Source organism: Prevotella sp. RM4 (assembly GCF_000701965.1).
Lineage (GTDB): Bacteria > Bacteroidota > Bacteroidia > Bacteroidales > Bacteroidaceae > Prevotella > Prevotella ruminicola.
The window spans coordinates 107,642-130,111 of record NZ_JNKG01000007.1; the positions used below are offsets into that span (position 1 = coordinate 107,642).

At 48.5% G+C, this 22,470-nt stretch carries 12 protein-coding genes; 8 read left to right on the top strand and 4 right to left on the bottom strand.

All coding sequences use genetic code 11. From position 1 onward, the window contains the following. Positions 1-22: 22 nt before the first annotated feature. The 3 genes from T499_RS0101695 (at position 23) to T499_RS0101705 (ending at position 4,581) form a co-directional block, all read left to right on the top strand. On the top strand, positions 23-1,870 hold the full coding sequence (locus T499_RS0101695; RefSeq protein WP_013064098.1) for a RagB/SusD family nutrient uptake outer membrane protein: 1,848 nt from the start codon (positions 23-25) through the stop codon (positions 1,868-1,870). 28 nt (positions 1,871-1,898) lie between these two features. Then, on the top strand, positions 1,899-2,924 hold the full coding sequence (locus T499_RS0101700) for a family 43 glycosylhydrolase (RefSeq protein ID WP_232221034.1): 1,026 nt from the start codon (positions 1,899-1,901) through the stop codon (positions 2,922-2,924). Between the two features lie 148 nt (positions 2,925-3,072). After that, on the top strand, positions 3,073-4,581 hold the full coding sequence (locus T499_RS0101705; protein ID WP_033149500.1) for a glutamine synthetase family protein: 1,509 nt from the start codon (positions 3,073-3,075) through the stop codon (positions 4,579-4,581). A gap of 2 nt (positions 4,582-4,583) precedes the next feature. Here T499_RS0101705 and T499_RS0101710 read toward each other — a convergent pair whose 3' ends face one another. The 4 genes from T499_RS0101710 to T499_RS0101725 form a co-directional block, all read right to left on the bottom strand. Beyond that, the gene (locus T499_RS0101710; RefSeq protein WP_232221035.1) at positions 4,584-6,500 is read right to left on the bottom strand and encodes an ATP-binding protein; all 1,917 of its coding nucleotides are present in this window, start codon (positions 6,498-6,500) and stop codon (positions 4,584-4,586) included. Further along, positions 6,497-8,005 (bottom strand): PDC sensor domain-containing protein, encoded by a 1,509-nt coding sequence (locus T499_RS0101715; RefSeq protein WP_084162848.1) that lies wholly within the window; start codon positions 8,003-8,005, stop codon positions 6,497-6,499. The genes T499_RS0101710 and T499_RS0101715 overlap by 4 nt, the downstream gene beginning before the upstream one ends. A gap of 145 nt (positions 8,006-8,150) precedes the next feature. Next, complete coding sequence (locus T499_RS0101720) at positions 8,151-11,141, bottom strand: PEP/pyruvate-binding domain-containing protein (protein ID WP_033149503.1); 2,991 nt, start codon at positions 11,139-11,141, stop codon at positions 8,151-8,153. A gap of 103 nt (positions 11,142-11,244) precedes the next feature. Further along, a complete protein-coding gene (locus tag T499_RS0101725) occupies positions 11,245-12,882 on the bottom strand; it encodes a DUF6377 domain-containing protein (protein WP_157054468.1) in 1,638 nt (545 codons plus the stop codon). A 240-nt stretch (positions 12,883-13,122) separates the two neighbouring features. Here T499_RS0101725 and T499_RS0101730 point away from each other — a divergent pair, with 240 nt between their 5' ends. The 5 genes from T499_RS0101730 to T499_RS0101750 are packed head-to-tail and all read left to right on the top strand — an operon-like array spanning position 13,123 to position 22,455. Beyond that, the gene (locus tag T499_RS0101730; protein WP_033149504.1) at positions 13,123-15,123 is read left to right on the top strand and encodes a glycoside hydrolase family 97 protein; all 2,001 of its coding nucleotides are present in this window, start codon (positions 13,123-13,125) and stop codon (positions 15,121-15,123) included. A 58-nt stretch (positions 15,124-15,181) separates the two neighbouring features. Next, positions 15,182-18,130 carry a SusC/RagA family TonB-linked outer membrane protein gene (locus T499_RS0101735; RefSeq protein WP_033149505.1) on the top strand — a complete coding sequence of 983 codons (2,949 nt, stop codon included), beginning with the start codon at positions 15,182-15,184 and terminating at the stop codon, positions 18,128-18,130. Positions 18,131-18,160: 30 nt separating this feature from the next. Next, positions 18,161-19,975, top strand: coding sequence for a RagB/SusD family nutrient uptake outer membrane protein (locus tag T499_RS0101740; RefSeq protein ID WP_033149506.1), 1,815 nt, complete (start codon positions 18,161-18,163; stop codon positions 19,973-19,975). 19 nt (positions 19,976-19,994) lie between these two features. Further along, a complete protein-coding gene (locus T499_RS0101745) occupies positions 19,995-21,092 on the top strand; it encodes a starch-binding protein (protein ID WP_084162849.1) in 1,098 nt (365 codons plus the stop codon). Further along, on the top strand, positions 21,076-22,455 hold the full coding sequence (locus T499_RS0101750) for an alpha-amylase family glycosyl hydrolase (protein ID WP_198021226.1): 1,380 nt from the start codon (positions 21,076-21,078) through the stop codon (positions 22,453-22,455). Before T499_RS0101745 ends, T499_RS0101750 begins: the two co-directional genes overlap by 17 nt. Positions 22,456-22,470 lie beyond the last annotated feature (15 nt).

Genomic DNA, 22,470 nt, shown 5'->3' on the forward strand with positions numbered 1-22,470 from the left:
CCATCAACAATGAATAACCAATATGGAAAAGAAAATAATTAATAATATGTGTCGCAGTCTTATCTTGGCTGCATCGAGTATCGCACTCACGGCTTGTAATGCCGATTTCCTGGATACTCAACCTTCCGACCGTGTAGGTACCGACTTGGTATGGAGTACCTATAACATGGCTGATGCCGTGGTGAATGGTGCCTACGAACGTTTCTACTGGGAGCAGCAGGGCGAATGCCCCGACTGGCAGAACTTTGATGCTGCTACCGATGTTTGCGACCTGGATGCTAACTGGGGTGGTTACGATTGGGCCCGTGGCCGTTGTAATGCCGGTTACTGGGGATTCAACGACTGGTGGAAGCGCTTGTATGAGGAGATTTATCGTACCAGCAACGTGATTAATAATCTGGATAGATGCGAGGCCATGGCGGCCAGCGAGCGTGCCCGTGATATTGCCGAGTGTAAGTTCCTGCGTGCCTGGGCTTACTATCGTGCCAACGTGCTGTGGCGTGGTGTGCCCATCTACACCGAACCTGTAGAGTATGGCGAGGACACCAAGCCCCGTAACACTGCCGATGAGGTATGGCAGCAGATTATCAAGGATTGCTCTGAGGCTATCAACGAGCCCAGTCTGCCAAATAAGTACGCCACCTCTGATAAGAACTACGGTCGTGTAACCAAGGCTTGTGCTTACTATCTGCGTGGTCAGGTTTACATGTGGCTGAAGGACTGGGATAAGGCAGCTGCCGATTTCACTGCCATCACCACCATGGGCTTCCAGTTGTTCCCCGACTATAAGAATATGTTCAAGGCTGCCAATGAGCGCAACGATGAGTATATCTTCCAGTATCAGTACACCGACGAGGAGGGTATGGGCTCGCTGTTAGGTCGTACACATGGTAACCGTAATACTTATACCGCCGATGGTTTTGGTTGCTGGAACAACCTGATTCCTAATCCTTACTTTGTAGATTCTTACGAGTATGCCGATGGTAAGCCATTCAATATGGACGAGGTGTTCCCTGGTTACTCAAAGATGGATCCTAAGGCCCGTTCGGTTTACTTCCTGCGTGATGGTCTTGATCCAAATGCTGCCAGCGATAAGCTGAAGGCCGGCTACCAGCAGATGGTAACCTACGGTGCCGACATGAGTCAGTACGATAAGGATGGTAACGAGGCCCGCATTCTGGCTATCTATCAGAACCGCGACCCCCGTATGCTGATGAACTTCATCACCCCGTACTCTACTTATAAAGGTGGTTCAACTGCCGACTGCTGGGATTATACCCTGCGTTGGCCTTACATTGGATCGGATAATGCTGCTCCTTACGACCTGCGTACCGATACCAACGACCGCTTCTACTACCTGTGGCGTAAGTTTGTGCCCGAGGGTCGTGAAACCAAGAACGGCTTGAACAGTGATATCGATACACCTATCTTCCGTTATGCCGGTGCACTCATCTCTTTGGCTGAGGCTCTGAACGAGCAGGGAAAGACCGATGAGGCCGTGAAATACATCAATATGGTTCGTGCCCGTATTCCTGGATTGGCTCTGCTTAATAGCAACGAGTACACCAAGGTAACTGGTCAGGACAACATGCGTGAGCGTATCCGTAACGAGTATGGCTGGGAGCTTTGTGGCGAGGGCCAGCTCTACTGGAAGCAGCTGCGTTGGGATACATGGCTCGATCGTAAGTTGGGCACCAACCGCGCACTGGTTAGCGATCCTTCACAGCTGAATGGTGCTAATGGTATGACCGAAATCTGGGGTACCAAACGCTACACCAATAACTATATTGGCGAGCACGTAAAACTGTTTGCTGTGCCACAGGGCGAACTGGAGCGTAATCCTAATCTCACACAAAATCCTGGTTGGTAATATGTTAGTAAAGAATAAAAGAAGTTACATGTTTTCTATAGTTAGTATAATTGTTGGCTTTATGCCTATTCTGGGTTGCTCATCGTCGGACGACGGTGGGCACTCTCAGGATAACAAACCTATCCCTGTTGTTCAGAAGTATCGTAATCCTATCATTGCAACCTCGTTGCCCGATCCCTCTATAGTAAAGTCGCCCGATGGCGTGTTCTATCTCTTTGCTACCGAGGATATCCGCAACCTGCCCATCTATCGTTCTACCGATTTGCTGAAGTGGCAGTATGTGGGTACGGCTTTTACTGATGAGAGTCGCCCCAAGTGGAATCCTGGTGGTGGTATCTGGGCACCCGATATAAACTATGTTGATGGTAAATATATGCTCTATTACTCTAAGTCGACTTGGGGTGGTGAGTGGACTTGCGGTTTAGGTGTTGCTTCGGCCACCCAACCGCAGGGACCTTACACCGATCATGGGGCACTGTTTATCAGCGAGGATATCGGCATACAGAACTGTATCGATCCCTTCTATATCGAGGATGATGGTAAGAAGTATCTGTTCTGGGGCTCGTTCCATGGTATCTATGGTGTAGAGTTGAGTGCCGACGGACTCACGCTTAAGCCCGGTGCCAAGCCTGTACAGATAGCTGGCAACCAGATGGAGGCTACCTATATCCACCATCGCGATGGCTATTACTATCTGTTTGGATCAAACGGCTCGTGCTGCGAGGGCAACAACAGTACCTATCAGGTTATCTACGGACGCTCTGAGAATCTGTTCGGACCGTATGTTACCAAGGATGGCAAGCGTATGTTAGATGGTGCATTCGATGTGCTGTTGCATGGCAGTAACAACGTGGCAGGCCCTGGCCATAATGCCGAGTTTGTTACCGATGATGCCGGTCAGGACTGGATGATATATCATGGTTACATGAGGAGCGATCCCGATGCTGGCCGACAGGTGTTGATGGATCGTGTTGAATGGGTTAATGGCTGGCCTTTGATAGCAGGCAGCCAGTCGTCGGTAGAAAGTAGTTATCCGACGTTTAATTGTAAGTAATTGGTTGGATGGGAGACTTTAACCGGTCTCCCATTTTTATGTATATTTGTGCAAAAATTATAAAAAACCTCAAAATAATACCATACACCCAATAAAAATGCTTATCTTTGCCCGAAATATAACGCAAACAATTATACGATAAAGCATCATGATTAACAACGACAAGCTGATGTTGAATGCCAACCCTATTGTAGAGGCACTTCAGAAACCCGCGGCAGAGTTTACTAAAGCCGACATTATTGATTACATTGTGAACAACGATATCCGCATGGTTAACTTTATGTATCCAGGCGGCGATGGCAGATTGAAAACCCTTAACTTTGTAATTAACGATCTGGCTTATCTTGATACCATACTTACTTGTGGCGAGCGTGTGGATGGCAGTAGCTTGTTCTCGTTTATTCAGGCTGGCAGCAGCGATCTGTATGTGTTGCCACGCTACCGTACGGCTTTTGTCGATCCGTTTGCCAAGATTCCAACCGTATCATTGCTCTGCTCGTTCTTCGATAAGGATGGCAATCCGTTGGAGTCATCGCCCGAGCACACACTCCACAAGGCTGCTGAGGCTTTCCGTCAGGTAACAGGTATGGAGTTTCAGGCCATGGGCGAGTTTGAGTATTATGTGATTAGTAACGACGAGGGCATTTTCCCTGCTCAGGATCAGCGTGGCTACCACGAGTCGGCACCTTATGCCAAGGCCAATGAGTTCCGCACCCGTTGTATGAAGTATATTGCCCAAGCTGGTGGTCAGATTAAGTATGGACACTCTGAGGTGGGTAACTTCAGTCTGGATGGTAAGAACTACGAACAGAACGAGATTGAGTTCCTGCCTGTGGCTGTTGAGCAGGCTGCCGACCAACTGATGATTGCCAAGTGGGTCATCCGCAATCTGGCTTATGAGTTGGGCTATGATGTAACCTTTGCTCCTAAGATTACCACAGGTAAGGCTGGCTCTGGTTTGCATATTCACATGCGTATGATGAAGGATGGTAAGAACCAGATGCTGGAGAATGGTGTACTGAGCGAGGCTGCCCGTAAGATGATAGCAGGTATGATGGTGCTGGCACCTTCGATTACCGCTTTTGGTAATAAGAATCCAACCAGCTACTTCCGTCTGGTTCCCCATCAGGAGGCACCTACCAATGTTTGTTGGGGCGACAGAAACCGCAGCGTATTGGTACGTGTGCCATTAGGCTGGGCTGCAGATGTGGATATGTGCCATGCTGCGAATCCGTTGGAGCCACAAACTCGCTATGATACCAGCATCAAGCAGACCGTTGAGATGCGTTCACCTGATGGCTCTGCCGATCTCTACCAGTTGTTGGCTGGCTTGTGCGTAGCCTGCCGTTATGGTTTTGAGTTGGATGGCGCACTTAAACTGGCCGAGAAAACTTACGTGAATGTAAACATCCATGCTGCCGAGAATGCCGATCGTCTGGCTAATCTGGCACAGTTACCCGATTCGTGTGTGGCTTCGGCCGACTGCTTGAATCGTCAGCGTAGGGCCTACGAGGAGTATGGCGTGTTCTCGCCTGCCATGATAGATGGTATCATCGAACAGCTTCGTGCCTTCGACGATAAGAACCTCCGTATTACGATAGAGAATTATCCAGAGGAAATCCAGAAGTTGGTTACTAAGTATTTCCATTGTGGCTGATGCTATGCCACGGGTATCTCGAAGATAAACCGGCTACCCTCATGGTAGGTGGTGTCGAGTATCAGGTTTCCACCCAATGTTTCTGCATGACGTTTAGTAAGGGGCAGGCCCAGGCCTAAGCCCTCGCTAAAGTCGTCCACCTTGGTAAAGAACTTAAAAATGTGCTCACGGTCGGCCTCGGCAATACCCTTACCCGTATCCTGTACTACGAAACGTACAAACTCCTTGTTACGTGTTACGTGCAGCGAGATGTGCTGCTGGTCGGAATAGCGTACGGCATTGCAGAGTAACTCCTCCAGACTATATTCCAGATAGCGGAAATTGGTGTGGATGCAGAAGTCATCAGCCAATTCGGTCTTGTATTCTACAGGTATGTCAGGATGATTCTTGGTTGTGAATTTTAGCGCTACCTGGCACACATCGTTGCATGCCACCATCTCGCGCTTATCACAATTGGCAGTCTCAGCCTTGCCGTTTTCAGAGCTGTCGAACAGCATCATCACCATACGTATAAGCAGTCGACTGTTGTGCGTCATGGTGCTGGCAATACTCTTAATCTCATCCTGTCCTAACTCTTCGCTCAGCGATGTGTCGTCGGTAGGGCAATTCAGTATCTGTGCAAAGCCCATAATGATATTAAGCGGTGTGCGTATCTGGTGCGTAACGTTCTGGATGAAAATTGTTTTCTGGCGCTGGGCCTCTACCGCCAGTTGGGTGGTATGCTCCAGTTCACGGTTGTAACGCTTGGTCTGGTCGGTAGCGGTACGCACGCTGTTGATATAATAATTGAGCGACTCCAACATGGTGGCAAAACTGTTCTGTAATCCGCCTATCACATCCGTTCGCTTGGTATGGGCTATATCCACATCTAAATGACCGTTGCTAACTGCTTTGGTTTTTTCAAGCAGTTGCTGTAGCGGACTGAGCGAAACGGTTACCGCCTTATGACAGTTGATAAAGATAAGCAGCAAACCTACAATCAGTAGTGCCACTACAATATAGGTAAGACGGTAGAATCCTCTCAAGATATCGCTATGCGGACAAACAATAGCCAGGCTCCATGGAGTGCCTTCAACGGGCATATAGCATACCAGCGATTTTTTGCCATTGATTTTTACCGACATGCTACCTTTATTACCCTTTGTCATCTCGTAACCTAAGGCTATCAGGTCGGCCTGATGTTGTGGGTCGGCCACGCTGAAGATAGTTTGGTTGAATAGACGGGTAGAATCGGGATGCCCCACATAGCGCCCTTTCTCGTCAATCATCACATAGTACGAGTGCGGATAGGGTCGTACCTCGGCCATAATATTGGAGATGTGCTGCAATGAGAGCCAGATTGAAATAACGCCAACAAACTTACCTTTCTTGTTGAACAAGGGGTGCGTATAGGCGGCTATCGTAGCATCTTCGTCGGTTTCCTGTTCCCTGTTCTTGTCGTTAAACACCACCCAGGTTGGTTTGCGCTGTGTACGAGGAATACTGTACCAACGTTCCTGGAAGTAGCTGTGGTCGGGCTCAATAAAGGTATTGACGCTGTCTTTGGTATTGAACGAAACCGACATGAATCCATCGGGATACTGGGGGATAACACCTGGCTCGGTGCTGATGGCGCAACCATCGGTATAGGGATTGGTGGTTGCTATGCGGTTGGTCATGGCCAGTATCGAGTCGGGGTATAGTGATTGCTCAACTATCCAGGCATTAGTATGACTTGCCGTCTTGGTCGTTATCAGATAACGGTTAATACGGTGCATGGCACAAGCCAGTACATTGCTGGCTTTATTAACAGCTTCGGCACGTATCAGTTTGTGCGACTGCCAGAATAGTACACCTACCGATGCCAGGAAAACTGGTACTGCTAACAGCAGAACCCACATGATGACCTTAGCCGAGAATGAACGACGAATACTTATCATAGCTTACCTCCTTTCTCCTCCAGGTCTTCTTCTTTCTCCGAGAGGTTGATCAGATTATTCAGTATCTGCGTAATGGTGTCGCCGTTTTGCTGGATGTCCTCCACTAACTGGCTCACCGTCTGGGTGCTTGTTTTTTTATCAAAATGACTTAATGCCGACACATCCTCGTCGATGGCAAACGATGGGGCCAACATCTGGTCGGTCATGTTATGCAGGAAAGCCGTCTTCATTCGGTCGGCCTTCTGAGCTTGCTCGTAAGCCTCATGTAACTCTTTACTGCGTTCCTGTATGGTTTGGGTTAGTTCGTGCAGTTCGTTGATGTTGGCTGCCACCGAGTGTTGCATCTGCTGGAAATGGCCTTGCAGCAGACCTATCTCGTCCTTGTTCCGATGGCGTGAGGGTAGGGGCTCGTTATAATGTCCGTGGGCAATGCGATCCGTAAGCTCTGTAAGCATCCTGAGTGGCTTTAGGCGGTGACGGATAATCAGACGGGTGTACAGATACATCAGCACCATGCCTACGATGGCAATGATGATGACAAAATTGAATAGTTTGTTATACTCGCCAAAGATGTCGTTTTCTGAGAATACTACGCCGATACTCCAGCCAGGATTTGTTATCAAGGTGCGATAGGGCACTTTGGCCATCCTGAATGGTTGGTAGAACAGATAGAACTTACGTCCGTCGATGTCGAATGGCAGATAGCCTTTATTACCCGACATCATTGTTTTTACGGCCTCCTGAACTGAGCTGCCTGGCAGGTTGAAAGCCTTGGTTTTTGAGAGATAGCTGACAGTGGGATCAACAATAAACGATCCGTCGTTATCTACCAGCGCGCAATAGGAGTTGGGCGAAGGCCTGGCGGCTGAGATAATGCTTGAAAGCAGTTGTAGTGGCACATGTACGCTGATAACACCTATCGGACTGTGATTAGCGTCGAGTATAGGCGCACAGAACGAGGTGAGTGGCTCTATGTCCGACTTCATGCCGAGTAGCGGGTTCATCCACATGGCTCTGTTCTTACCTATCGGACGATTAAACCATATCTGTTCGGTATAGGGCTTGGTGCCGAAACTGTTACTGTGAACAATGTTGGCAGTGGAGTGATCCTGATGGGTACTATCAGTACTATGTGCATATACCATAAACAGGTCGTGTCCCTTAAAATATCCAGGCTTAAAGGCGATGACACAGCCCGACACGTATGGGTTGGTTTCTACAATCTTATGGGCATAGGTGTACATCCGTTCCGGATCATCAAACTTCATGTTGAAGTATATGTTGCCAGCCGTTTCCTCTACGCTCAGCAGGATGTTGTCGATGTTGTTGGTGGCGCGATCGAGTGTATAGGTGGCTCTATTCAGCGCATCATCTTTCATCGAGTTACGCGAAGAACGAAGCATGACAAGCAGTGTTACTGTTAACAGCAGCGCCATGGCAAGCACTATCATCAGACTGATGCGTAATGGCAAATCACGTTTAATCTTTGCAGTTAGTTTCGACATGTTTTGGACTATGTTAATAGATTGGAATTGCACTCTGTGCAAAGGTATGAAAAATATTTTTTTAAACCAAGTATTCTGTTTAATTTTTTGTTTATTTAGTAAAAAGCCCTGCTAGCAATCTGATTATTGCAGCAGGGCCTGTATCTCATCGCAGTATTACGCCTGTTTGTTTCTTACCATCCATCATGATTTTCAGCGGATGGTCGAAGCGCACGTGACGTACGAACTGGGTTTCTTCTACAGCGGGCATCTGGTCGAGCAGCTCCTTCTGGAATACCCCGTCGCCCGTATAGGTGTTGATGGTGAAGTAGCCTACACCGAACGAGGTGAGGTTCTGGAAGAAGTGTGTGCCCTGCGAGGGGTCAACACGGTAGTTCTTCAATCCTACCTCAACAATCACCCTTGCTGCTGATATGTGAGGCCATTTTACGGGAATGCCCAGCCAGTAATCGCTCGAACCCCAGCGGCCTGGACCAATCAGCACATAGTTCTTGTCGGCCTGTAGGAACTTGCGGTTAATCTCCTCAATCTCGCTGGCGATAGTGGGATTGTTTACAGCGGTAAAATCGTCGTCGGTCTTTACATATACCACATCCACCACATCCTCGGAAATACCATGCCCCAGTGAGTTGTTCGAGCGCAGCAAGCAGTCGCTATCGGGTATCTGTTGCAGGTCTTCATCCAGCACCTGCTTGGCATCTACGATAGGACGAATCTGCAGCAGGTAGAACTCGCCTGTACGGTCGTCGTTCAGGTTGCAGGCAAACTCAATCTCTACGGGGCGCTTCATCTCGTCGGCACCCAGCTTCTGTGCCATCTGCAACAGCTCGGGTAATGGGAATACATCGTGCTGCAGCACACCGCAGAACGAGATGACCTTACGACCACCTTCGTAGATACCATCGCGGATAATGTTGTCGGTAGGATCATAGGTCGAGGCCAGATAGGTAAGCGCACCATCTTCGGCAGCCTGCTTTACGCGTACTTTCTTGATATTAAAGCCGTCGTCAACCTTAAAGTCATCACCAACATGGGCCATATCAAGCGCATAGAATCGGGTCTGGGTCTCGCTCAGGGCAGTCTCCATCTCCGATGTCTGCAGCACCTGCTTGGGGTGATAGGGCGACACGCGCAGGGTTTGACCGCCATCTACGATATATTTGCCTAATCCTACAGCCAGCGATGCAATACCCTCTTCGGCAGTCTCGTCGCCGATGGGGTAGTAGTTCAACGAACGTAGCACACCACTGAAGTTGGGGTAGTACAGGTCGCCATACTGCTTGCCCACTACCTCCTGCAGAATCACAGCCATCTTCTCCTGGTCGATCACGTTCTGTGTGGCCAGCATGTAGGCCTTCGAGTCCTTATAGTAAACCGAGGCATACACACCCTTGATGGCACAGGCCAACATGCGCAGCATCTCGTACTTATCATCCAGATATGGAATCATGTAGGTAGAGTAGATACCTGCAAAGGGCTGGTAGTGCGAATCCTCGAGCAACGAACTTGAACGGATGGCGATAGGACTCTTTACGGCATCAAAGAAGGTAAAGAAGTCGGCTATCAGCGAGTCGGGCAACTGGGCACGCATAAAGTGCTGCAGAATCTCCTCGTCGCTGGCATCGCTCAGGGCAATTGTCCACAGGTTGTTCTTCTCCATAAACTCGTCGAAGAAATCGGTACACAATACCACCGTTTTGGGAATCGATACCTTGGCCTGTTCAAACTGGTTCAGCTCGGGGTGGCGCTTGATAATGTTATCAAGGAATGCCAGACCACGACCTTTACCGCCCAAAGAACCTTCACCGATACGGGCAAAGTGGGCATAGCGGTCGAACTTCAATCGGTCGAACACAGCTACCACACCAATATTCTTCATCCTTCGGTACTGTACGATGGCATCAAAGATAATCTGTCGGTGGGCATCCACGTCCTGCAGCTTATGCCAGGTAACATGCTTCAAGAAGGCCGAAACAGGGAAGATGGCACGTGCTGTAAGCCAGCGACTCATGTGGTTGCGACTCACGTGGTAGAGCATCGAGTCGTAAGGAATCTTGAAGATGTTGTCCTGCAGTTCCTTCAGCGACGATACACGGAACACCTCTTCCTTGGTTTTCGGATCGCGGAATATAAAGTCGCCAAAACCCATGTGTTCCTCCATCAGGTGGTGCAGGTCCACATTCATCTTGGTCGAGTTCTTATCTATAAAGTGGAATCCCTCAGCTTCGGCTTTTTCTTTGTTGGTTATCTCCGAAGAGTCGAGAATCAGGGGCACATACTCGTCGCGACGGCGAATCTCCCTCAGCAGTTTCAATCCTGCCTCTGGGTCGCCATCCTCTACGTGGCTCAGTCGGCCCTCGTGTACTTGCATGGGGAATCGGGTATCACTAATAACACCTAAGGTGTTCTCGTGATACTTCTCGTACAGCTGCATGGCCTCCTCGTAGGTGGTAGCCAGTACCACTTTGGGGCGTCCGCGTTTACGCTGGGCAGCCGCATGCGGGTTCAGCGCCTCGGTCGAGAAACGTTTACTCTGAGCCAGAATATAGTTATAGAGGTTTGGTAGCACGCTCGAGTAGAAGCGGATGTTATCCTCAACCAGCATAATCATCTGTACGCCGGCCTCCTTGATGTCGTGCTCGATGTTCATCTTGTCCTCAATCAGCTTGATGATGCTCATAATGAGGTTGGTGTTACCCAACCAGCAGAACACGTAGTCGAACACCGACATATCCTCGTCCTGAATACGTTTGGTGATACCATGCGAGAAGGGGGTAAGCACCACGCAAGGAATGTTGGGATGCTCGGCCTTGATTTCGCGTGCTACGGTAAAGGCGTCGTTATCCGCATTACCAGGCATACAGATTACCAGGTCGATATCCGTGTTGTGTAGCACTTCGTGTGCCTCCTCGGTTGTCGACACCTGTCGGAACGTGGGTGGGTATCGCATACCTAGCTCCATATACTCGTCGAAGATCTTCTCATCCACACGACCGTCGTCTTCGAGCATAAACGCATCGTAGGGATTGGCCACAATCAGCACATTAAAGATGCGTCGTGTCATCAGGTTCACGAACGACACATCCTTCAAGTAGAATTTGTTCCACTCAGATGGTATCTTGCTTACTTCTTCCATATTCGGCGACAAAGTTATAAAATTTTCCCCAAAGTTCCCACGTTGGGAAAAAATATTTCCCTAACTGGGGAATAAATTTTCCCTAACTGGGAATATCCTCGAGCTAATAAGTGGCAATCTTACGTACGTCGTCTTCGAAAGTCTCTTTGTTGAGGGCTTTGGCTTTGAGTTTAGAACGGTAGGTGTAGATGGTGGTGATGCTGGAACGGAGAATATCGGCAATCTCTTGATTGTCGGTAATGTCAAGGCGGATAAGAGCCAGAATGCGTAACTCGGTTGTTAAACGCTTGGCTGTAGCCCCGTCGTTGTCGGTAATGAACTGATTCTCAGGTGTAAGTAACTTGTTGACCTCGCTGATAAAGTGGGGGTAGATGTTAAGGAAGGCGGTGTCGAAATGACTATGGAAAGTGCGGATACCTGTGTTTACTGGTTCCATCGTTTTGAGTTCGGCATATAGTTCCTCCAGTTTTCGTTCTCTAGCTAATCGGTTTAACTGTTTCATGCGTTGCTCGGTGTTTGAAAGCAACATACTGCTGAGTTCCAGAAAACGTCCAATGTATTCCTCTTTAATGCGATTGGCTTCTTTCATCTGCGTGTTAACAGTCTCAATCTCTTCGGTATGCTTAGCCAGAATCTTGTTCATCTCGATAATCTGCAAACCAGCTGCGTGTTTTTTGCGATACAGACGTAGGGTATAGACGATGATACCTGCAAGTACCAGCGAGATAAAGGATATGATGGCCAGCAGTAGGTTGGTGCGCTGCTGGGTCTGAGTGCGCTCGGCATCGTACAGTTGCAGAATCTGCGGCGCCATGCGTCCTACTTGCATCATGCGGATGCGACTACCATAGAAACGGGCCTCGCTGATGGCTTGTAACAGATAACGGTAGGCATCGTCGTTATTACCGCGGTTCATTAGTATCTCTGAAAGTATGCGTAGCGAGTTGTTCTCACGGATGGCGCATCGCTCATCGCTGATGGCGCTGAGCAGAAGATAACGTTCCTGCTGTTGTTGCATCTCCTTGGTTTGGTAGAAGAAAGCCAGCGTGCTGGTAACAATACTGTAAGCACGCGTACCCTCTTCAAGCTTCAGCAGGTAGTCTTCAAGCATCTGTATGGCTTTGTTGGTGTCGCCAGCCTCGCAAATGTAGGTAGCCTGATTAAAGATATAATCGTAACTGTCTTTGGGCGCAATCTGTATCACCAGCTGTCGATAGTATTGTACTCGTTGTATATAGTCGTAGAAGTATTCGGTGTTCTGAGCCATTTCCGAACGGTACAGGTTCAGCTCACTTTGTTGGTTGTAAAAGGCTATCTTCTGTTGGTCGTTAATCGAGTCAACTGCTACTTCATCCAGCAGTCGGCGGGCACGATCAAAGAGTCCTGTAACAGCCAGAATATGTGCCATACGTACGGCGCTGGCTGCAAAACGATTGTGGTTGCCCGATTTGCGCAAGGCTTTCACATTCTTATCTATATAATAGAAAGCAGAGTCGAACTTATAGGCAACATATTCGTCGTAGAGTCGTTGGTTCAGGTCGTATTGCTGCTCAGCAGTTAAAGTAATACCTTTAACTCCCTCCTTGATGGCTGCCACGCGGCGTTCCTTATCGGCTGTTAACTGGTCGTAGTGTTCTATCAAGCTGTCGAGCGTTTGATAAAGCTGTCGGTTACTTGCTTGTTGAGCCCGACTCTCTGTGGTCAGAACCATCAGAATCAAAATGATGCATTGTCGTATCATAAGTTAGAGTTGTTTGTGTTATGTTGTTGGGCACAAAGATACGATATCTTTCTGAAATAACCAAATAATATAAGCCTATTTATGCCAAATTGCGATTGATTTTCTTTAGATTTTTGTGATGAGTCTAAATTATAACCAGTTTATTTCCAGATGTTTGCGTTTTTGAGAGTTTAGATATTTGTTTGTGGCGCTTGGAGGCGTAGAATGATATCTCTATCTTTGCCGAAAAATTTCAAAATTATGCGATTACTGAGGTTTGTTAGATTTGTTATATTGGTTAGTTTGGTAATGAATGGTGTTACTAAAAGTAATGCCGGAAACGTTAAGGTAACTTCGCCCGACGGTGCCGTGACGGTTACCGTCGGCGTGAAGAATCAACAACCATTTTATATGGTAAACTATGAGGGAAAAGCTGTTGTGGCCCCCTCGCATTTAGGATACCTATTAAATAATGGTGAGTTGGGTGCTAAGACAAAGATGGGCAAGGTAGCTCGCTCGCAGAAGGACGAGATTTGGAATCAGCCTTGGGGCGAAAATGATATCACTCATAATCATTACAATGAACTGATGGTAAATTTCCGCGAACAGTCTGGACAGCCTATGCAAGTGGTGTTCCGTGTGTATAATGATGGCTTCGGTTTCCGTTATATCCTGCCAGATTATAATAAAGGAAAGGAATTCCAGATTATGGACGAGTTGACCGAGATGACTTTGGCACACGATGCCAAAGCCTGGTCGATACCCACTAACCATACCGAGTATTTCGAAGGAATCTATAAGGCCGGAATGCTGAGCCAGAAGGATACTGTATGCACACCACTTACAATAGAGTATGAGAAGGATTTGTATCTGGCCATCCACGAGGCTGCACTCGAGGATTATGCCAGCATTAATCTCACCCCCCGGAGTGCGGATGGTGGCGCTGTTAGATTACTTACCGCCCTTACACCTTGGCGTAGTGGGGTAAAGGTGTATGCCAAGGGGCAGCTTAAGAGTCCCTGGCGTACGATGATTATCAGCAAAACAGCAGGTGGATTGCTCACCTCGAACCTGATGCTGAATCTGAATGAACCATCACAAATTAAAGATACATCGTGGATTGAGCCAGGCCGTTATATCGGCATCTGGTGGAGCATCCACAAAAAACAGAACACTTGGGAGATGGGGCCTACCCATGGTGCTACGACCGAGAACGTGAAACGCTATATGGACTTTGCTGCCCGTCATGGCTTCAGCGGTGTGTTGGCCGAGGGCTGGAATCCTGGTTGGGGACAGGGCGAGAAGATTAGCTATCTGGAGTCGTACCCCGATTTTGATATGCACGAAGTAACCCGGTATGGCTTGCAAAAAGGTGTACGATTTATCGGTCATACCGAAACCTGGGGTAATGCCTCTCTCCTGGAGAGTCAGATGGAACAGGCTTTCAACTGGTTCGAACGATTGGGCATTCGTGCCGTAAAGACGGGATACGTTGGACATTACTTTGATGGTAAGGAGTTAGCTAAGTCGCAGTATGGTATCCGTCATTATCGTAAGGTGATAGAGTGTGCTGCCAAGCATCATATCATGATAGATAATCACGAGCCAGCTATGCCTACTGGCATACAGCGCACTTGGCCAAACCTGATGACCCAGGAAGGTGTGCGTGGTCAGGAATATAATGCCTGGGATCGTCGTGGTGGTAATCCACCATCTCACACCGTTACGCTGCCGTTTACCCGTGGTTTAGCTGGTCCTACCGATTTTACGCCTGCCATCTTTAATTTCTCGGAGATTGTGCCAGGCACTCATCCGCACTCTACATTGGCCAAGCAGCTGGGTGAGTTTGTCGTCATCTACAGTCCGTTACAGATGGCAGCCGATGCCATCGAGAATTACGAAGGTCAGCCTGCACTCAGCTTTATTGAGAGTTGTCCTACCACATGGAGTCGTACTTTAGTGCCCAACGGTGAGATTGGTAAGTATATCACCATCGCCCGTAAGGAGCGTGGCGGCGACAGCTGGTTTATCGGCAGTATTACTAACGAGGAGGCTCGTAGTCTGGAAGTGTCACTCGATTTCCTTGACGAAGGTGCCACTTATCGTGCTATTATCTACGAGGATGGACCTGAAGCCGACTTTGAGCGTAATCCATACGAGATGACGATACGCCAGATTGCTGTTACTAAAGCCGACACCCTGCACCTGCGTCTGGCTCGTAGTGGTGGCGCTGCCGTCAGGATTGAGAAAGCTAAGCAATAAAAGGCAAGATATTTTCAACTAAAACTTTTTTTATAACTCTAATTTTAACAAAAAACCAATGAAGATGAAAAGATCAAAGAATCTTTGTTATCGCCTGCTGATAATGTTGGCGGTGATGTTTTTCGCTTTGGATGTTTCGGCACAGACCACGATTAATGGTCGTGTGAAGGACGAATCGGGCATAGCCGTTATTGGCGCCTCGATCATTGTCAAAGGAACATCGAATGGTACAGTGACTGACTTCGACGGAAACTTCAAGCTGTCATGTAAGCCTGGAGCTACGTTGGTGTTCTCTTACATCGGCTACAATCCACAGGAACTGAAAGCCAAGGACGGCATGGAGGTTGTGCTGAAAGAGGATGTGGCACAGCTGAACGAAGTGGTTGTGGTTGGTTATGGCTCGATGGCTAAGAAAGAAATATCGAGCTCAGTGGTTCAGATTAACAAGGACCAGTTTAACCAAGGTGCAGCCAGCGACCCTATGGCGCTGATTGCTGGTAAGGTGGCTGGTCTGAATGTGGCTGCAACTGCCGATGCCAATCCTAATGCCATGACCGATATCCAGGTGCGTGGTGCTGGTTCGTTGACAGCTAGCAACGGCCCGCTGGTTGTTATCGATGGTATAGCCGGTGGCGATCTGCGTAACATTGCTACCCAGGATGTTGAGTCGATTACCGTACTGAAGGATGCCGGCTCGGCTGCCATCTATGGTACCCGTGGTGCTAATGGTGTTATCCTGGTTACAACTAAGAAAGGCTCGGGCTCGGCTGGTGTTACTAACGTAACCTACGACAGCTATATCGCACTCAATATTCAGAAGCCCCGTGTAGATATTCTCTCTACCGACGAGTTCCGTCGTTCACGTCGCGGTCAGGACTACGGTGCCGATACCGATTGGTGGGGCGAGATTACCCGTCCGGTAAGCTATAGTCTCAACCAGTATATCTCTGTTGATTCATCAACTAAGAATGGTTATTTCGGACTCTCTGTTAATTATAAGAAAGGTAATGGTTTGGATATCGTATCGGGTCGTGAGGAATACGGTGGTCGCTTTGTAGGCGAGCAGCGTGTGCTCAACAACCGTTTGCAGTTCAACTCTTCACTCTCTGCCCGTAAGGTACACGAGAAGTGGGGTAACGACGGCTTGTTTGATACTGCCCTCACCATGAACCCAACCATCCCTGTGAAAAATGCTGATGGCACTTATTATCAGCCCAATTCACCTACAGATATCCACAACCCAGTGAACGATCTGAAAGAGAACGTGAGTCAGGGCGATCGCATCTATTTGTTGGGTAATGCAGATGTAAAACTCAATATCCTGCAGTTAGAGCAGCACAACCTGAATACCTCATTGAGCTATGCCTTGCAGTACAACGACCTGAAGGATAACTTCTATACACCATCAACCTCGAGCGAATCGTTCTGGAATGGTTATGATGGTCGTGCTCGCATCAACTATCAGAAGTGGTGGACCAACCGCTTGGAGTACCTCATCAACTACACCATGACGCTGAAGCAGCACCAGCTTAAGGCTGTGCTTGGCTATTCATGGGAGCGTAGCATGTGGGAGCAGAGTGGTAACGAGAATATGGGCTTTGTTTACGATGCCCTTTCGTATCATGGCATTGGCAACGGTAGCTATCTGCGCGATGGCAAAGCCAACATTTGGGCAGGCTCATCAGAATCTACATTGATAGGTTTCTTCGGTCGATTGAATTACAATTTCAATGATATCATCTACGCTTCGGCCTCTATGCGTCGTGAGGGTAGCACTAAGTTTGGTGCTAACAAAAAGTGGGGTAACTTCCCATCTGCTTCGTTGGCATGGGAAATCATTAATACGCCATTTGCTCAGAGCTTGCAGCATACTTTCCAGAGCCTGAAACCTCGCGTAAGCTATGGTGTAACAGGTCGTTCCGACTTTAATGCTTATCAGAGTATAGCCACCTATAGCACCCGTGGTGCTTATCTTATCGATAACCAGTGGATTAATGGTTATGCACCATCATTGAATGCTAACCCTGATTTGGCTTGGGAAAAGTCGACTGCTTTCAACGTAGGTCTGGATTTTGTTGCATTCAAGAGTCGTTTGCGTGGTAGCGTTGAGTATTTCGACCGTCGTTCGCAGGATCTGCTTTACAACTACACAGCTCCCCAGCCACCATTCATCTACAACACCATTCTGGTGAATGTGGGAACCACCAAGAATACTGGTATCGAGGTCTCGTTGGATTATGACGTGATTGCCAAGAAAGGCTTGAAGTGGACCACCGGTATCAACTGGAGTATGGGCGATACCAAGCTTACAAAACTCTCTAGCGATGCTTACCAGATGGCTTATCTGGATCTGTATCAGAAACCAGGTCCTGGCACCAGCGAGTACTTCTTCCGTGTTGAGGAGGGTGGAAAGATAGGTCAGTTCTATGGCTATGAGCATGCTGGTATCGACGAGAATGGACTGTTGCTCATCTACGATAACGATGGCAATAAGGTGCCTGCAGCTCAGGCTGATCCTTCTTACAAGCGCACCATCGGTAATGGCGCACCTAAGCACTTCCTGTCGTGGAGCAACTCTATCAGCTACAAGAATTGGGATCTGAGCATGCTCTTCCGTAGTGCCCTGGGCTACGAGATCTTCAACATGCGTAAGTATGGCATGGGCCTCAAGGGATCAGGTACTGATAACGTACTGCGTAGTGCTTATACTGATTATAGTAATGTGGAGTCGAGTGGTGGTATCATCTCAAGTTATTTTCTTGAGAAAGGCGACTATGTAAAACTCGACAACGTGACTTTGGGTTATACCTATACTCCAAAGAACCGTCAATTGGTTGAGAGTCTGCGTGTTTATCTCACAGCCAAGAATGTGTTTACACTCACAGGTTATGAAGGCAACGATCCTTCAATTGTTACCTCAACAGGTATCACTCCTGGTATCGACTCTAATAGCGCCTATCCACAGGCCACTCAGGTAAGTCTGGGTGTGACTCTGCGCTTTCACTAATTATGATTTAAGAATATAGAATTAAGAGATATGAAAACAATCAAATATAGCATCATTGCGATGGCACTGGGTTTAGGGCTTACGGCATGTACTGATCTCGATGAGAAAGTGTACGATCGTATCGACGCCGGTGTATATTATCAGAATGAAGCCAGTGTGAAAGGTGCTGTGGCTGCCATCTACGGCCAGACATCACAGACCTTGGCTGGTGAGAATTTCTTCCACCTTTCAGAATATCCCTCCGACCAGATTACATGGCGTGTGTGGAATGGTGGACTTTGGGGATGGGACGAGGCTATGAAGACCGTGCTCTCTTGGCACAACTGGACTTCAGAATCTACCATCATTAATAATGCCTGGAACGGCGCTTGGACAGCTATCGGACTCTCGAACCTGTTGCTGAGCGATCTCGAGGGGCTGAGTGCTGCCAGTCTTGGTATGACCGATGCTCAGTTGGCACAGTATGTAGCCGAGGTTCGCACCATACGTGCATGGAACTATTACTGTATCTTCGAACTTTGGGGTGGCGCGCTGCCATTGAATACCTCGGCTAGTAGTGAGGTGCCTGGTTCGGCTGATCCTGACTGGGATACATCGTGCAAGAAGATATACGATTTTATTGCTACTGAACTCGACGAGACGGTTGGCGCATTGGCAAAGGACGACGACAACCACTCGATGGTGAACCGTGCCAACCAGGCCATGAACCGTTTGCTCAAGGCTCGTTTGTTGCTCAATGCCGAGGTGTTTATCGGCGAGAACCACTACGATGAGTGTGAACAGCTTTCGAAAGATATCATTGGTGGTACTTATGGCAATTATGCGATTGATAGCAACTACCGTAACCTGTACTCGATGGATAATGTAAAGAGTCCCGAGGTAATCTTCGCCCTTGCTGCCGAGGATGGTCAGGGTGCTGCTAACGCCATCTCTAACGTACGTACCATGGTCGGTATGTGGTATGGTTATGCCGATTACTTCGGACAGAGCTACGATGGTATCGGTGCCTGGAACTGCGTATGCTTGGTTCCTTCGTTCGATAACTCGGGTACCGTTCAGCCAACAGGTGGTTCAATCGGTGCCAAGAGTTTCTTGGATTATGGCGATAAATTGGGCGCGCCCTATGAGCGCTTCGACGACCGCGATATCCGTAAGCAGAACTATACCTACGATGCAGCCACCAAGACCCATGGCCCGGGTATGTTCCTGAAAGGCTTGGTACGTGCCAATTTTGGTACCGGCGACGTGCTGAAGGCCGATGCCGACCGCGATGGTCAGGATCTGGTATTTGTCGATCAGTTGGGCACCTTCCTGAATCAGGGTCGCGACCTTGAAACGGTGATGAGTCCTCGTTGGGGCGAAACCAACTCGGGCGTTCGTCTGGTTAAGTATCCTCTCTATCCAAACGATGAGAATGGCGGTTTCAAGAGCATCGATGATGTACAGTTCCGTCTGGCCGAGGCTTATTATAATGTAGCTGAGTGCGAGATGCGTAAGGGTAACAGTGCCGAGGCAAAGAAGTATGTTGATGCTGTGCGCCAGCGTTACTTCAAGGCATCCGATCGTACTGCCGCTCTGAATGTGCCAGGTCCTGGTTTCGATAATTTTGATATGGACTGGATGCTCTCTGAGTGGGGTAAGGAATACCTGGGTGAGGGTAACCGCCGTCGTACCGACCTGCGTCGTTTTGATAAGTTCACTCAGGGACAGTGGTGGTTCTGGGGACGTGCTACCGAGGATGGTATCAGCCTGCCCGCTAAGCGCGACCGCAAGTACGAATGGTATCCATTGCCACAAACAGCCATCTCTGTAAATCCCGGCTTGGTTCAGAATCCCAACTATTAAACATAAAACATTAAAGAATATGAGCAAGAAAATATATAGTGCGTTTCTGGTCATGATGGCTTTTGTGAGCTTGATGAGCAGCTGCACAAAAAACGAGGATATCGTGTTTGATCACGAGCGCCAGCAGTTCGATACACGTACCGATCGCATCCTGTTGGAGTTTATTGCTCCCTTTGGCACTACTGCCGACGAGGAGATTTATATCACTGGTGCTTTTAATGGCGACGATGAGGCGATCGGTGATCCACAGTATTTGTTGACCAAAGCGCCAAACAGTAATGTAAAGTGGGGCATCTATCTCGATCCCAACAGCTTTGTAGCAGGTAAGTCGCTGGCCGATGGCTTCAGCTTCTACTCAAAGAATCAGGGTAAGGAGTTTACTACTGCTGGCGAGGCCGCTATGCATACCGACAATCCTGGTATTGGCACCTTTACAAATGTATGGGGACAGCGTTGGGAAAGCTACTACTGGAGTGGCGGCGAGGCACCTGAACCAGAGCACGACGGATTCTGTGTGTATGTCGACGACCAGACTGGTTGGGATGTGCTCACCCTTTATATGTGGGGCGACATCAACAATATGAATGGCGACTGGCCAGGTATGCAGGTTACTGGTACTTGGAATCACGATGGTATCACCTGGAAATACTTTGATATGGGTGCTGCTAACACCGGATTGGTTGAGAACCTGATATTTAATAATGGTGGAAACGGAACACAGTTGGCCGACTTCAACTTTACCATCGATCGTAACATCTATCTGCGTATCACGCCTGATGGTATAGAAGAGATTGGTGCCGAAGCAAAAGTTGAACACGATGGCTTTGCCCTGTTTGTGCTGAACGAGTCGAGTCAGACCGATCTGGCCTTGTATGCCTGGGGCGATGCCGAAGCCTTTGGCGGTTGGCCTGGAATACCCGTTACAGGCACCCAGACCATCGGTGGGGTAGAGTATACCTATTTTGATATGGGTGCAGCCAATACCGGTTTGAATCTTAATCTCATCCCCAATAATAACAATGGTGGTGTGCAGTGGGAAGGTGGCGATCTGAACTTTACGATTGATCACGACATCTATATCCGCATTTTCGATGGTGGTTATGAAGTACTGCAGTAATCTTATCCTCGCCACAGCGCTGATGCTCTCAGCCTGTGGCGGGGCTACCAAAAGTCTTGTTGTTGATAATACCCAGCCTGTAAGCGATGCCAACCGTGTCATCTATCAGATGAACGTGGGCGCCTTTACTGCCGAGGGTACATTCCAGGCTGCAGCACAGCAGTTAGGCAGGCTCGATACATTGGGCATTGATATTATCTGGTTGATGCCCATCTATCCGCGTGGCGCTACTGTGAATAGTCCTTATGCCGCAATGGATTACAAGGCTGTGAACCCCAAATACGGAACGGTTGATGATGTTAAGGCTTTTGTGGCTCGTGCTCATCAGCTGGGCATGAAGGTATGGCTCGACTGGGTCCCTAACCATGTGGCTCAGGAGAATCCTTGGGTACAGTCGCACCCTGATTACTTTACCCGCGACGACAAGGGCCAGATGATTCATCCACATGGCTGGGGCGATGTGTTAGAGTTGAACTATCAGAATCCCGCATTGGTAAACGAGGTAAACTCGGCTTTGAAGTTCTGGATCAACGAGTGCGATGTTGATGGCTATCGTTGCGATTATGTGTCGAGTCCCACCATTCCCGTATCTTACTGGCAGGATATCATTGCCCAGCTCAAAACATTAAAACCTGGTAAGAAAATCGAGATGATGAGCGAGACCGACATTACCGACCGTCATAACCAGCGTATCGATTCGTGCGGTTTCGATTACGATTATGCTTGGAGTTTTCAGGGGGCAATGGCGCGTTTGTGCCGTCGTGGCTTTAATACTGATACGCTGAAGCAGATTTGTCAGCGATTCCTCGATAAGTCGGCTAAAGTAAAGAATCGTCGTATGGTTTATCTCACCAATCACGATCAGAACTACAACGATGGTGGTAACACGTTGCGCAAGTTCTATGGCGAACATCGTTATGGCCTTTCCGTTCTTGAGTTTACCCTGCAGGGCATGCCGCTCATCTATAATGGTCAGGAGATTGGCGATCCCGATACACTGAATTATTTTACCGATGCCAAAGTAAAGTGGCAGCGTGTAGATCATAAGATGCTGAACACCATCCGTACCCTCATCGCCTTGCATCACCAGCAACCCTCATTGGCCGAGACTGCTCCAGTGGAGTTTCTCGATACCAACGATAGTAACGTGTTAGCTTGGAAACGTAACAACGTGGTAGTGATGGTAAACTTTGGTGGCTATGATGTTGAGGTAATAATCCCTGCGCTTGCAGCAGGCAACTATCAGCAGTGGCTTAACAGTCGGACAATCTTAAACGGTCCCAGTATTTCTGATTGCACTCTCTCTGGATCGTCGCCTCTCAAGTTAGAGGCCAACGGTTATGCAGTATACGTTAAACAGTAATCACCTGCTTCATCA

Bases quoted from the DNA above. Each gene is read 5' to 3' on its own strand.
- T499_RS0101695 (WP_013064098.1), top strand. From the start codon at position 23: ATGGAAAAGAAAATAATTAATAATATGTGTCGCAGTCTTATCTTGGCT.
- T499_RS0101700 (WP_232221034.1), top strand. From the start codon at position 1,899: ATGTTTTCTATAGTTAGTATAATTGTTGGCTTTATGCCTATTCTGGGT.
- T499_RS0101705 (WP_033149500.1), top strand. From the start codon at position 3,073: ATGATTAACAACGACAAGCTGATGTTGAATGCCAACCCTATTGTAGAG.
- T499_RS0101710 (WP_232221035.1), bottom strand. From the start codon at position 6,500: ATGATAAGTATTCGTCGTTCATTCTCGGCTAAGGTCATCATGTGGGTT.
- T499_RS0101715 (WP_084162848.1), bottom strand. From the start codon at position 8,005: ATGTCGAAACTAACTGCAAAGATTAAACGTGATTTGCCATTACGCATC.
- T499_RS0101720 (WP_033149503.1), bottom strand. From the start codon at position 11,141: ATGGAAGAAGTAAGCAAGATACCATCTGAGTGGAACAAATTCTACTTG.
- T499_RS0101725 (WP_157054468.1), bottom strand. From the start codon at position 12,882: ATGATACGACAATGCATCATTTTGATTCTGATGGTTCTGACCACAGAG.
- T499_RS0101730 (WP_033149504.1), top strand. From the start codon at position 13,123: ATGCGATTACTGAGGTTTGTTAGATTTGTTATATTGGTTAGTTTGGTA.
- T499_RS0101735 (WP_033149505.1), top strand. From the start codon at position 15,182: ATGAAGATGAAAAGATCAAAGAATCTTTGTTATCGCCTGCTGATAATG.
- T499_RS0101740 (WP_033149506.1), top strand. From the start codon at position 18,161: ATGAAAACAATCAAATATAGCATCATTGCGATGGCACTGGGTTTAGGG.
- T499_RS0101745 (WP_084162849.1), top strand. From the start codon at position 19,995: ATGAGCAAGAAAATATATAGTGCGTTTCTGGTCATGATGGCTTTTGTG.
- T499_RS0101750 (WP_198021226.1), top strand. From the start codon at position 21,076: ATGAAGTACTGCAGTAATCTTATCCTCGCCACAGCGCTGATGCTCTCA.